Consider the following 12,526-nt stretch of genomic DNA (forward strand, 5'->3'; position numbering starts at 1 on the left):
AGGGCGGGGGCGTCTCACCTGCCGACCGTGCGCACACGTGGAGGAGACGCGCTGTCCTCACGAGGAACCCTGGCGCGGATTCTCGACAGCGCCGCCAGGAACAGGCCGACGGCGGCTCCCGCGGTGAGCACGGTGGTGCCGGCCAGCAACAGGATCAGCACTCCGATCAGGCCGAGCAGCACGGCCTGCAGCGCTCGCCGGGACAAGCGGGTCGGGCGTGCCGGTCGGCGTCGTTCGATGCTCCCGAGCACTGCGGCGAGGGCGAAGGTCAGCACGATCGAGAGCACCAGCCACCATGGCCGGGTCGTCCACCACATCAGGCCCGACGGCTCCGGCAGCGGCATCCCGTCGCGCAGCGCGAGCACCGCGGAGACCCCCGCCATCGCGAGCAGGACCGGCAGGTTCCACAGGTAGATCGTCATGGTGCGAGCGGTGACGAAGCGCGTGAACGCCTCGATCCACGGATGCGCGCTGAGCTCGGCGAGCGCCGGGCGCAGCAGCGAGAGCGCGGCGGTCTGCGCCGCACCGACCAGCAGCAGCGCAATGGTGGGCGGGTTGAGGTGCGCGATGAGATCCGGGGTCCAGATCCCGGCGACCACTCCCCCGATCAGCACGGCGACCGCGGCCGCTCCCGCACTCCGGCGCACCGCCGGTGACAGTGCGTCGAGCGGCCCGTCGACCAGGAAGAAGCCCAGCTGCTGGAGGGCGAGCCAGACGAAGGCGATGTTGGTGTATCCGAGGGCGTCGATGCTGGTGAGACCGCGCAGCGCATCGACGGTGACCGCCGCGATCACGAGCATGACGAGCGTGCGCACCGCCGCGCGGTCGTGCGCGCGCAGCAGAGCGGGAAGGAGTGCTTGGCACGCCAGGAAGACGCCCAGGAACCACAGGGGCTGGCCGTAGCGGACGCCCGCCAGCCCGAGCAGTTCCGCGGGAACCCCCAGGATCCCGAGCCAGGCGAGCACCATCCCGACGGCCAAGACCGTGACGATCGCCGGCAGCAGCAGGCGGTGCACGCGCCCGACGACGAAGTCCGTCGAGGTGCCGCCGCGCGCGAGCAGCCGGCGCAGGGCCAGTGCCCCGGCGAAGCCGCCGATCACGAAGAAGATCGGCATCACCTGCAGGATCCACGTGAGCGGCGGGTACCAGGGCGCGTACACCGTGGTGTATTCGAGCACGGGCGCCGTGCCCGTCACCGTGACCCCGACCTGGATGCCGTGCAGCACCACGACGGCGAGAACGCACAGTGCGCGCACGAGGTCGATGGCGGGATCGCGCCGGCTGCCAGGGGTGCCCGACGCGGCTGCCGGGTCCATGGTCGCGCGTACGGTGCCGGAATCGGTGGCACTGGCGCAGGCGGGGTCGGCGAGGTCGGCGCGGGTGACGGTGGCGGTGGCGGTGGCGGTGGCGGTGATCGCCGTGGCACCGTCAGGACGTCGCGCCGCCGGGATGCTGGCCGTGGTGTGCATGGGGTCCCTCCTCTGGTCCTGAGCAGGAAAGTAGGGACGAGACGCCGGCGTGCACATCACTCCTGCGGGCGAATTTTGTCCCCTACCGCGGAGGGAGGCTCCGACGGCCGTGCCCGGCGCGGTCGCTTCAGACCCCGACCTCTGCCGCCGCGCGCAGCAGGGCGATGTTCTGAGGATCTCCCTCGTGCTGCGCTTCCCAGTAGTACGACGCGACGAAACGGGCATGGGACAGCGCCTGCGCCCAAACCGGATCCGCGTTCGCCGCGAGGCAGAACTGCTCGGTCACTGAAGCCATGACCTCCCCGACATCCGACGCGTCGGCACTCGACGGAAGCACACCGCGCAGCACGGTGTGCGCCTCGTACTCCCGGGGCCCGCAGAGGAGATCGGGATCAATCGCGCACCAGGAACCGTCCGCACGACGCAGCACGTTCTGCGAGCTCAGGTCGCCGTGTGTCAGGGTCACCGTCGCGTCGGCGGCGAGCTCCTCGACGACGTCGAATGCTCGCCGCACCACTCCCATACCCAGCGCCGCGCCCTCGTGCTCTGCACGCGCATGCTGCTCCTGGAGCACCCTGAGCCAGTCCGCGGACCTTGCGCTCAGCCGCGGCGCGTCCGCCGGGGCCGGAACGGATCCGATCCGCCGAGCGAGCTCCCCTGCGATACGGGCTGCCTCGAGCGGATCCGCCACGGCGGCGAGGGAGGGGCCGTCCAGGCGCTCCAGGAGCAGCGCCCGCAGGTCGGCGTCGGCTCGCAGGCACTCGACGACGCCGTGCCCGGCGAGCATACCGAGGGCCCGCTTCTCCTCTGCAGGGTCGGCGAGCGGCGAGACGAGTTTCAAGGCTGCGCTCTTCCCCTCGGAGGTGAGCACGGGAATCACAAGGCTGGTGCCTCCGCCGTGCGCCAGCCCGTCCGGGGTCAGCCACCACCGGTCGCAAACGTCCTGAACCTGCGCCGGGAGGGAGCCGAGCCACGGGTCTGTGACTCCGTCCTGCGAGCGCAGCCGCTGCCCGAATCCCGGCGGGAGCCGCAGACGCCATTCCATGACGGCACTCTACCGAGACGGCCGCACGCCTGATCAACGATCATGTGCAGATGGATATCCGCTCCTGCACCGCCGCCGACCTGAGTCTGCTGACCTCGCTCTGGCCGCTCCGAGGCGAAGTGCACGAAGCGCACTTCGCCCGGCAGCAGGAGGGCCGTTCGGAGTACCTGGTGGCGTGGCGGGACGGCGTCCCGCTCGGTTCAGCCGTCGTCCGCTGGGACGGTTGCAGCGGAGCGCAAGCCCGAGCCTCCCATCCCGATGCCTTCGAGATCTGCCACCTGCAGGTCCGGCCAGAACGGCGCGGGCAGGGGGTCGGCACCCAGCTCATCGCAGCAGCCGAGCACGAGGCCCTGACCCGCGGGCATCGCGTGGCAGCCATGGCCGTGGGCGACGACAACGCTCGTGCCCAGCGGCTGTACGAGCGGCTCGGGTATCGCACGACCGGCATCTTCGACGTCACGGAGTACGACTGGACCGCCGACGACGGGACGCTCCACCACGCCAGGGAGCGCGATCAGCTGCTCCTCAAGCAGCTCCGGATCGACGACGTGTCCGAGAGGGGCTGATCGGTCCGGCCGGGAGACGCACTGAACAGCCCGGAACACACTGACGGACCGCCTGCCCCAGGAGCACTGCTCACCCGGACGAGTCCGGCTGCGGCGAACACTTGGGGCCCCGGATCAGCCCTCGCGGGAGCGTGTCGCGAAGGATCACCCGTCGGGCGGGGAGCCGGGGTCGCCGTGGGCGCGGTCGTCCCGGAGCCGGGCCCAGTGACGCATCCGCTCGGCGACGGCGCGTTCGTCACCGTGCTCGGTGGGCTCGTAGAACGTCTGGCGGGGCATGGCATCGGGGAAGTAGCGCTGGCCGGAGAACCCCGTCTCGGTGTCGGGGTCGTAGTCGTAGCCCTCGCCGTATCCGAGCGTCTTCATCAGCTGCGTCGGGGCGTTGAGGAGGTGCGCCGGTGGCATGAGCGAGCCGGACTGCTTGGCGGCGCGCATCGCGCGAGTCATCCCGCGGTAGACCGCGATGGATTTCGGAGCCGTCGCGAGATAGACGACGGCCTGGGCGATCGCAAGCTCACCCTCGGGGGAACCGAGCCGCTCGTAGACGTCCCATGCGGCGAGCGCCTGGTGGATCGCCTGCGGATCGGCCATGGCGATGTCCTCGTTGGCGAAGCGCACGAGCCGCCGTGCGATGTAGAGCGGGTCCTCGCCGCCGTCGAGCATCCGGGCCAGCCAATACAGGGAGGCGTCGGGGTCGGAGCCGCGCATCGCCTTGTGCAGGGCCGAGATGAGGTTGTAGTGCCCTTCCTGGGACTTGTCGTACAGCGGAGCGCGCTGCTGGACGAGCTGGGCCAGGCCCGCGGCGTCCAACGGCTGGCGCACGGGCTGCACCTGCTCGATGAGATTGAGCAGATAGCGTCCGTCGCCATCGGCCATCGCCACGAGCGCCTGCCGTGCCTCCGCGTCCACCGGCAGAGGTTCTCCCATCGCGCGCTCGGCCCGCTCGACGAGTGTCTTGAGAGCGGCGTCATCGAGCCGTCTGAGGACGAACACCTGGCTGCGTGAGAGCAGCGCGCCGTTGAGCTCGAAGCTGGGATTCTCGGTCGTCGCGCCGACGAGTACGATCGTGCCGTCCTCGACGTACGGAAGAAACGAATCCTGCTGGGCCCGGTTGAACCGGTGGACCTCGTCGACGAACAGCAGCGTGCCCTGCCCGATCTCGCGCCGCTTCTGCGCCGCCAGGAACACCTTCCGCAGATCGGCGACGCCGGAGAACGTGGCCGACAGCGGCTCGAACGCCAGACCGGTGCCCTCGGCGAGGAGCCGGGCGATCGTCGTCTTCCCACAGCCCGGCGGGCCCCACAGCACCATGGACACCAGCCGACGCTCGGCGACCATTCGCCCGATCGGGCCCTCGGGGGCGAGCAGATGATCCTGCCCGACCACCTCGGCGAGAGTCTGCGGGCGCAGTCGGTCCGCCAGCGGCCGCGATGACTCGTCGGCCTCGAACAGTGCTGGTGCGTCGTGGTCCACCCGTTCTCCGTCCTCGCGCCCTGCGGCGCCTCGTGTGCAGCGGATGCGCTCGCCCTACTCGGGACGATCCTTGGCCGGCGCCCCTCGTGCGGCGAGCCGGTAGGACTCGTCCACGAGATCCTCGACCAGGGACCGCGAGACCCCTTCCCCGGCCCCGACGGAGATCCAGTGCTCCTTGTCGAGGTAGTGCCCGCGGCGGATCGACGCATGCTCGCGACGCAGCGCGTCCCCGTCGTCGGGCTCGGCCTTGAGCGTGATGATCTCCAGGTCCGGGTCGTCCTCGGTCACGATCAGGAACACCTTCCCCGCGACCTTCCACACCCGCAGATGCTTGGTGAACGGATACCCGCTGCTCGTGCCCGGCAGTCCGTCGGCGGTCTCTCGCGCGACCTCCTGGAGGTCTTCGCCGCGCAGGCTCATACCGCGCTCTCCGTGGCGTGCGGCTGCACCGTGGTGCTCTGCATCAGCGTGCCTCCCCGTCTCGTCGCGGCCGAGTCTCCTCAGCATAACGAGAGTGCGTACGCTCGTATAGGTGAGGCCGCCGATCCGCGAGGCGGCGAGGCGGCGAGGCGGCGAGGCGGCTAGGCAGGAGGCGTCATGCGCAAAGGGATAGCCAACGACCCCGGTCGTCGGCAGCGGATCCGGGACGCTGCGGCCGCCGTGATCGCCGAGGAGGGCGTCGAGGCGGCCACGTACCGGCGCGTCGCCGCACACGCCGAGGTGCCGCTGGGATCGATGACGTACTACTTCCCGAAACTCACGGACCTGATCACGAGCGCGTTCGAGCTCCTGGGCGAACAGCTCCGCCCTCGCTACGACACGCCGCTCAGGGAGGCCGTCGACAGGCAAGCGGCGATCGAGGTGCTCGTCGAGGCCACCTGCGGCAGCACCCGGGCCACCCCGGAGCAGCTTCGCCTCGGCCGCGAGATGCACCGCTGCGGAAGCCGCAGCCCGACGGTCGCGGCCCAGATCGCCTCCCTGGAGGCCGAGGCCATCGACGCCCTGCGAACCCACTTCACCGAACCGGCGGCCCGCGCTCTCGACGCCCTCGTGGAGGGCTGGTGGGTCCACCAGTCCTGGAACCGCGCACCGCTGGATCCCGACATGGTGCGCCGAGCCTTCACCAGCCTGGCCCGGGAATTCGACGGGCCCGACGACCACGAAAAACTCGACGAACACGACGAACTTGACGAACCCGAAGAGCACGACGCTGGTCAGTGACCTGCCCGGACGGACATCACGAGCACGCGCGACATCGTCGGCGTATGGATCGACGGTCACCGCGTCCGATGAGCACGGCGAGCCGGCGGGCGAGCATGATCGGCGCCATTCGGCACGTCCGCCGGCGCCGCATGTCGTCGGAGTGAACGCGCATCGTCGCCGGCGCGGACGATGCCAGAACGCATCACGCGGCTCACGCTAGTCACGCGGGACGACGGAGACCCCGAAGTCCACGCGGTGGGCCTCATCGTCCACGACCAGCACGAGGACCTGCTCGAGCCGCCACCCCTCCCCTTCGGCCTGCGGTTCCGGTGCCGAGATCACGTCCACGCTGTCGAGCAGTCCCTCGGCCACCAGCCGTCCGCCCTGCCACACGCTGACCTGCTGGCCGCAGAAGGCCTGAATGTCTTCGATGCGCATGCCGCCTCCATCCCGAGCCGTCCGAGGGCCCGTACTGTTCCGCTGAGCATGAGTGGTGCCACCGACCTCGGTTCAGCACGGTCCGCCACGAGTGGCGACGAGACTCGTCGACGCCCGCCCGGACCACGGGCGGACCGGCGCCCTCGAGGTTCTGATGCCGCGAGCTCTGCTGCAGCTGTTCTCCTCGTCGAGAGATAGCGCAACTCTAGCGCTCGCCCGGTCTCCCTCCGTGCCCCGTGGCCCCCGCTGCTGCTTCCGCGACCCTGACCGCAGACAACGCGCGGTCACGGACCCCACCAAGTGGTCGGAGGCGGCCTTCCGCCTCTCTCGAAACCGTAGCCTGCTGGCCGACACCACCGAGGAAGGACACCGAATGGCCGACGACCCGATGACCGGAGTGAACGTCCTCCTGGTCGCTGACCCCGGTCTGCCGACCGCACGCGCACGGTCCATCGAGGACGAGCTGCAGCAGCTGCTGGACGAAGCGTTCAGCCCACCGATCACGCTGGACGTCCAGACCGCGATGCTGCGTCTTCGACCCGACGATTCTCTCGACCTCTCCGACGCGATCGACCTCGCCGGCGAGTACTCGTCGCCCGACGCCGTGCTCCTCCTCACCGAGATCCCCCGACTCAACGACGGACACCCACTGATCGCCGAGATCTTCCCGGAGGAACAGATCGCCGTGATCTCCTGCCCGACGCTCGGCGCGTTCACCAGCAAGCGCCGCATCCTCGACACCCTGATGGCCTGCACCCTGCGGCTGAAGCCCACCAGCGCACCTCGCGACTCCTCACGTTTCGACCGGTCCTGGCTGCACTGGGCACAGAGCTCGGACGGCACCGACCACTCAACGCTCCGAGCGCACCGAGTATCCGGCGGCGCCCGCACGATCCTCGGCATGGTCGCTGGGAACGAACCCCTGAAGACGGCGCCCCGCCTCTCCAGCGCCCTCGCTGCCGCCTCGGCCACGGGCGCGTTCGGCATCTTCTACAACTCGATCTGGGTCATGTCCACCTACCTGTCGACACCCCGGCTGCTCGGCGTCGGCGCTCTCGCGATCGTCGCGATGACGGCATGGCTGATCATGAGCAACGGACTGTGGGACTCCCCGAAGCGCGACAATCTCGCTCGGGTCGTCCTCCTCTACAACCTCTCCACCGTCGTCACCCTGCTGCTCTGCGTCCTCGCGCTCTACGGAGCGCTGGTGCTGCTGATCCTTGCCGGCGGCATGATCGTGATCGCCCCCGAATACATGGAATCGGTCATCGACGAAGCCCCCGTGTTCGCTCGCTATCTCGATGTGGCGTGGCTGAGCGCCGCCATGGGCGTCGTCGCCGGCGCGCTCGGCTCCAGCTTCGATCAACGCACGAACCTCCGCACTCTCACCCACGGCCAGCGTGAGCGTCAGCGCAAGTACGCCGAGAACGATTCGTGAGGAGGCGTCGGCGAGTCGTGAGGGCGTGACGGGTGCTCTGCCGCGCTGCGCCACTGCCGCCGGGCGCGTCCGAGAGAGAGATCGACAGTACGTGCCTCACGGGCTCGAGCGCCACGGATCGCGGTGTGCGGTGTGCGGTGTGCAGCGGCGAAAAGATCATCATGCAGCCGTGAGCAGGATCTGAGCACCCTTGCTTGCGCGAAGCAGACGGTAACTCACGCGACAGCGGAATAACAGTTTCAATCCGATTAAATTCGGCTTCCTCGTAGGCACGATTAGTGGCTAGTCTCGGCTCATGAAATCGGCGTCACGTCCGGACCAACCATCGCTTCTCACAGCCGCAATGAGCCCATATGTCACCGCCGCTCGGACGGTAACAGCCTCCCCCGCCACCCGCAACCTGGCGTTGGTCACGGGAATCAACGCGATCGGGAATGGTCTTTTCGCGAGCATCAACATCCTCTACTACACGCAGCATTTGGGATTCTCGGTCAGTTTCGTGTCGGCTGTTCTGTTCGGGGCTACCGTGCTCGCCATCAGCGGCGACCTGATCAGCGGCCGCGTGTCTGACGCCTCGAGCCCGAAGAAGGTGTTCGTCTCGGGCCTGATCCTCTCGGCAGCAGCGACGCTCCTTCTGCTGATTGCCGAGACGAGTCTGTTGTTCATCGTGACGCTGTGCCTGATCGCCTTGGGGCAAGGCTTGTGCATGTCCTCGAACACTGCTCTGATCCGACGGATCGCCCGAGAGGATCCCGCGCTGACCCGCGCGTCCCTCAGATCCCTGCTGACCATCGGGACATCACTGGGAGCACTGGGGGCCGGCGTCGTCCTGGCGAACGGGGCCCCAGCCGCTTTCACGATCCGCATCCTCATCAACGCCATGTCGTTCGTGATCGCCGCAGCTCTGCTGACCAGGGTCTCGGTGCCCCTCGCGAATGGCCCCTCCGGCAGCAGGCCTCGGCCGACGATCCGCGATACTCGCTTCACCACATTCGCGGTATCCAACGGCATCATCAACATCTACCTGCACGCGCTCCCGTTCGCGCTGCCCCTCTGGATGGTGCGCAATCATCCCGACCTCGTCTGGGTCGTCGGCGTTTTCGTCGCAGCGAACTCCCTGCTGTGCGCCATGTTCCAGGTCCCGGCGAGCTCCGGCATCACCAGCCGAATCAGCGCCAGTCGGCGCCTGGTGCTGGGGGCCGTTCTGGTCGCGGCCTCATACGTCTTCTTCGCGTCGGGCTGGTCGACATCGACGACGCTCCTGGTCGTGGCGCTACTCCTTCTCCTCATCCTGCAGACCGCCGGCGAGCTGTTCTACACCGCAGGAACGATGGAGCTGCTGTTCCGCCTGGCCCCCGAGGCGCAACAGGGCCAGTACGGCGCGTTCTACGGCATCAGCAATGGGCTGCTCGCTTCACTGGCACCGGCCGTCCTGGGGTTCGCGATCGGGACTGCCCACGGATGGGGATGGTGGGCGCTGGCGGGCGTCACCGTGCTTCTGGCGCTTCTGATCCGAGCTGCGGTCAGCACCGAATCAACGCCTCCAGCTGGCGAGTTCCGATGACGGCGGGCCGCTGGTGAGCAGCCTCAGCAGGATCCCGCACTTCTCTCGCGGTCAGCCCCGAACTCAGCCGGGCATTCCGGCAGGTCCGGTGCGGTCGTCGTGCTCCCCGCCGGTCCACGCGGCGTGCCGAGCGGCGGAGGTCAGCACCGCGTCGCGAGCTCCCCCGAGGATCGCGCCCGCGAAGTTGCCGTAGAGACGATCGAAGGCGAAGCGTGCGGCGCCGTCTGCGACTCGAAGGGCGACCGCACCGGAGAGAGGGATCCGGTTCGGGTAGGAATACATGAACGTGGTGGTGCGTCCGTCGGGGTTCGGAGCGATCGTGTCGCCCGACAACAGGACACCCTGGCCATCGGCACCGCCCCAGTGGACGACGGCGCTGCCGGGGAAGTGCCCTCCGAGCTGCGCTGCGACGACGCCGGGGAGCACCTCCTCCTCGCCGTCCCAGAGATGACGATGCGCGGGCGTGCGCCCGAGCCAGCCGGCGTCGGCCCGAGCGATCCAGACCGGCACATCGCCGAGGGCTGCGGACCATGCCGTCTGCAGGCCGAACATGTGCGGATGGCTCGGGATGATCGCTCGCATCGGTCCGAGCTTCGCGACCTCTTCGACGGCCGCGGCGGTGATCGCGGCCGGCACATCGACCATCACGCTGCCGTGGTCCGTGACCAGCACCTTCGCCTCCTGACCGATGCCGACCCCGCCATCGACCCGCAGCGCGAAGAGGCGTTCCTCGACCTCGACGACGCTGATGCCGGCGCCCGCCTCTGCGGGTTGATGCCAGCGCTGCACGCCGTCGGGTGGAAGGTACTGCCTCTCGTCAGCGCAGACGGGGCACACGGAGGGCAACGTCTCCGCGTCGTACTCGACGCCGCAGGTCGCACACTGGGTGATGCCCCGCAGCATGACGGGGAGCGACTCGTTCGTGATGAGTGGATCGGTCATGGTCATCTCCTCAGATGGATGAGGTGATCCTCCACCCTCGAGCGCCCTTGAGGTCAACCGGTGAGCGGTGGACGCGTCCGGGCGGCTCCGGCGCGACCTGCTCGAACATCGACGCGGGCAGACGCCATGTACCGCATGGAGCGTTGCGCGATCCTTCGACTGCCTGCCCGCCCGACGGTCGAGTGTCCATGACGGGCCCTCCACCGGCATGGTCCGCGGAACTTAGAACATGACTCTGACCTGCGGTGGTCCACTGGTGAGCACGCTGGTCTCCACGTGGCGCCGACGCGGTGCGGCAGCGTGGCGTCGGCCGGCTGGGTTGGTACAGAGATGGCCGGCGCGAAGCATCCTCGGCCACGTCTGGACTCTCAGCCATTCGTGCGACGGTGCCCTTTTTTCCAGAGCGAGGCCGGCACTCTGCCCTCGGCCTGCCACCCTCAACCCGTGCGCAGTCGCTGAGAACGACCGTACGGGCCGACGTGCGTGAGTATCGCCTGCGGCGGCCGTACTGTGAGCGTGGTTGTTCAGGCGATCGAAGCCCTCCAGAGTGGTCCTCACAGGACGCGCCCCATCCTTGTACGGGAGAGTCGGGGAGCTTTCGTCATGCCCGTATCTCGTCGTACCTCGGACGACTCCATGGTCACGCTTGCCGAACGCTGCGCTTATGCCTCGCGGCGCACGCTGAGGTTTCCCGCCGCTGTGGTGTACGGAAGCAATCCGTCCCTCGCCTTGGGCATCTGCACACCCGAACTCGCGATCCGCGTACGTCCCCATGTCGCAGAGCCACGGACGAACGCGTAGAGATCTAGGGCGGAATTCCCTTCAATGGCCTTGAGCTCGGCAGCGGTGACGGTCCCCTCGATGACGAGACCACCACGGGTCTTTTTTGCCTGAGCGGGAACGCGACCGTACGCATCCCGTCCTCGACCGATCCAGCCGAGCATCACGTCACGCATATCGCCACCCATCTCCGAGGTCACCTTGAGTCGGAGGTGCAGGCCTTGTGCGGTCAATGAGACCGCGATCAGTTCCGCGTCGAGCTTCCGTGCCCGAAGAGTCGTCTTGCGTTTCTGGGCCTTCGCGAGCTGTTCTCCCCAGACCTTGGTGACGTTCGCCGGCGAGAAGTCGCGCGAACGCCGGATCGCGGCCTTCCGCATCCGGGCTCGCTGCCGGTTCGTCATGCCATGGAGCTTGATAAGCGCCTCTGCCATCCCCTCGATGTCCCCCGGCGGCACGAGGAAGCCGTCTACCCCATCGGTGACGACGTCGCTGGGGCCGAACTCGATGTCGTAGACGATCGGGATGCATCCTGCTGACATGGCTTCCAGAAGGGCGACCGGATGGCCTTCATAGCGACTGCTCATCAGTGTGAAGGATGCCGTGCCGAAGCTCGCCTTGGCGTTGGAGTCGTACCCCTTCCAGTCGACGACCTCGCTAAGCCCGAGCTTTGCCGCTTGCCTGGTGAGGCGACGGGTCAGCGGCCCGAGACCAAAAATGTCGACCTGGGTATGTATACCTTCGGCACGTGCACGTGCCAGAGCATCGAGTGCGTGGTCGAGTCGCTTCTGAGTCACCTGACGAGCCACGATGACACCGCCAGACCGTTCTCGCTCGGCCGACGGTTTCGCGGCCGGATGGGCCAACATGTTGGGCGCGACGAAGCTGTTCTCGCTGACTAAGCCGGCTTCGAGGAATCCGGCCTGTTGACGGGCTGTCAGAATCGCGACTGCATCGAACCAGTCCAGGTGGGTGAGCATGCGCATGACGCTAGGGGCCACGCCACCGCGTTCGTTGGAACGCATCTGGAGGAGGTGGTGGTTAGGGACTGCCGCACCGATAGGTGACATCTGATCTGGCTTGCCCACTGGGCGGCCTGGAAGGATGTGCACCATGCCCGCTCCCTACCCCCAGGAGTTCCGCGACGATGTCGTGCGAGTGGCCCGTTCCCGCGAGGATGGCGTCACCATCGCGCAGATCGCGAAGGACTTCGGCGTCCACGAGATGACACTCCATAAATGGATGCGCCAAGCCGACGTCGAAGCCGGCGTCCGCCACGGCACCACCCGCGAGGACGCCGCCGAGACGCGAGACCTCAAACGTCGCGTGCGCCTGCTCGAGCAGGAGAACGAGGTCCTGCGCCGCGCCGCCGCCTACCTCTCCCAGGCGAATCTGCCGGGAAAAGGTTCTACCCGCTCGTGAGCGAGCTCGCCGCTGAGAACATTCCCGTCGCGGTGTCCCTGCGGGTCCTGAAGCTCTCCCGCCAGCCCTACTACCGCTGGCTCAAACACCAGGTCACCGACGCCGAACTGGTCGAGGCTTACCGAGCCAACGCACTGCTGGACGCCCACCGCGACGACCCCGAGTACGGCTAGGGACTGATGCACGATCAGG

General features: G+C 68.2%; 13 protein-coding genes. 6 read left to right on the top strand and 7 right to left on the bottom strand.

Annotated features, from left to right (window positions below):
• Positions 1-14: 14 nt before the first annotated feature.
• Both CIK71_RS01245 and CIK71_RS01255 read right to left on the bottom strand, forming a co-directional pair.
• A complete protein-coding gene (locus CIK71_RS01245; protein ID WP_245857249.1) occupies positions 15-1,469 on the bottom strand; it encodes an acyltransferase family protein in 1,455 nt (484 codons plus the stop codon).
• Between the two features lie 127 nt (positions 1,470-1,596).
• Complete coding sequence (locus tag CIK71_RS01255; protein ID WP_096163369.1) at positions 1,597-2,514, bottom strand: aminoglycoside phosphotransferase family protein; 918 nt, start codon at positions 2,512-2,514, stop codon at positions 1,597-1,599.
• A gap of 50 nt (positions 2,515-2,564) precedes the next feature.
• On the opposite strand from CIK71_RS01255, the gene CIK71_RS01260 reads away from it, so the two are divergent.
• Positions 2,565-3,080, top strand: coding sequence for a GNAT family N-acetyltransferase (locus tag CIK71_RS01260; protein ID WP_096163370.1), 516 nt, complete (start codon positions 2,565-2,567; stop codon positions 3,078-3,080).
• Between the two features lie 144 nt (positions 3,081-3,224).
• Here the strand turns inward: CIK71_RS01260 and CIK71_RS01265 are convergent, their stop codons facing one another.
• Both CIK71_RS01265 and CIK71_RS01270 read right to left on the bottom strand, forming a co-directional pair.
• Complete coding sequence (locus CIK71_RS01265) at positions 3,225-4,550, bottom strand: replication-associated recombination protein A (RefSeq protein WP_096163371.1); 1,326 nt, start codon at positions 4,548-4,550, stop codon at positions 3,225-3,227.
• A 54-nt stretch (positions 4,551-4,604) separates the two neighbouring features.
• The gene (locus CIK71_RS01270) at positions 4,605-4,970 is read right to left on the bottom strand and encodes an MmcQ/YjbR family DNA-binding protein (protein ID WP_096163372.1); all 366 of its coding nucleotides are present in this window, start codon (positions 4,968-4,970) and stop codon (positions 4,605-4,607) included.
• Positions 4,971-5,147: 177 nt separating this feature from the next.
• Here CIK71_RS01270 and CIK71_RS01275 point away from each other — a divergent pair, with 177 nt between their 5' ends.
• On the top strand, positions 5,148-5,771 hold the full coding sequence (locus CIK71_RS01275) for a TetR/AcrR family transcriptional regulator (RefSeq protein ID WP_096163373.1): 624 nt from the start codon (positions 5,148-5,150) through the stop codon (positions 5,769-5,771).
• Positions 5,772-5,969: 198 nt separating this feature from the next.
• Here CIK71_RS01275 and CIK71_RS01280 read toward each other — a convergent pair whose 3' ends face one another.
• On the bottom strand, positions 5,970-6,191 hold the full coding sequence (locus CIK71_RS01280) for a hypothetical protein (RefSeq protein ID WP_096163374.1): 222 nt from the start codon (positions 6,189-6,191) through the stop codon (positions 5,970-5,972).
• A 373-nt stretch (positions 6,192-6,564) separates the two neighbouring features.
• Between CIK71_RS01280 and CIK71_RS01285 the strand changes: the two genes are divergently transcribed.
• Together CIK71_RS01285 and CIK71_RS01290 are read left to right on the top strand one after the other, a co-directional pair.
• The gene (locus CIK71_RS01285; protein WP_096163375.1) at positions 6,565-7,629 is read left to right on the top strand and encodes a hypothetical protein; all 1,065 of its coding nucleotides are present in this window, start codon (positions 6,565-6,567) and stop codon (positions 7,627-7,629) included.
• A 295-nt stretch (positions 7,630-7,924) separates the two neighbouring features.
• Positions 7,925-9,193 carry an MFS transporter gene (locus CIK71_RS01290; RefSeq protein WP_096163376.1) on the top strand — a complete coding sequence of 423 codons (1,269 nt, stop codon included), beginning with the start codon at positions 7,925-7,927 and terminating at the stop codon, positions 9,191-9,193.
• A 63-nt stretch (positions 9,194-9,256) separates the two neighbouring features.
• Here CIK71_RS01290 and CIK71_RS01295 read toward each other — a convergent pair whose 3' ends face one another.
• Together CIK71_RS01295 and CIK71_RS01300 are read right to left on the bottom strand one after the other, a co-directional pair.
• On the bottom strand, positions 9,257-10,135 hold the full coding sequence (locus CIK71_RS01295; protein WP_245857250.1) for an MBL fold metallo-hydrolase: 879 nt from the start codon (positions 10,133-10,135) through the stop codon (positions 9,257-9,259).
• Positions 10,136-10,797: 662 nt separating this feature from the next.
• Positions 10,798-11,892, bottom strand: a complete 1,095-nt coding sequence (locus CIK71_RS01300; protein ID WP_176485491.1) for a glycosyltransferase — start codon at positions 11,890-11,892, stop codon at positions 10,798-10,800.
• Between the two features lie 133 nt (positions 11,893-12,025).
• Between CIK71_RS01300 and CIK71_RS17845 the strand changes: the two genes are divergently transcribed.
• Together CIK71_RS17845 and CIK71_RS01310 are read left to right on the top strand one after the other, a co-directional pair.
• Positions 12,026-12,334 carry a transposase gene (locus CIK71_RS17845; protein WP_217990133.1) on the top strand — a complete coding sequence of 103 codons (309 nt, stop codon included), beginning with the start codon at positions 12,026-12,028 and terminating at the stop codon, positions 12,332-12,334.
• Entirely contained in the window at positions 12,331-12,507 is a 177-nt protein-coding gene (locus CIK71_RS01310) for a hypothetical protein (RefSeq protein ID WP_217990134.1), read from the top strand. Before CIK71_RS17845 ends, CIK71_RS01310 begins: the two co-directional genes overlap by 4 nt.
• Positions 12,508-12,526: the final 19 nt, after the last annotated feature.

It is taken from the genome of Brachybacterium alimentarium, from assembly GCF_002332425.1.
GTDB lineage: Bacteria > Actinomycetota > Actinomycetes > Actinomycetales > Dermabacteraceae > Brachybacterium > Brachybacterium alimentarium.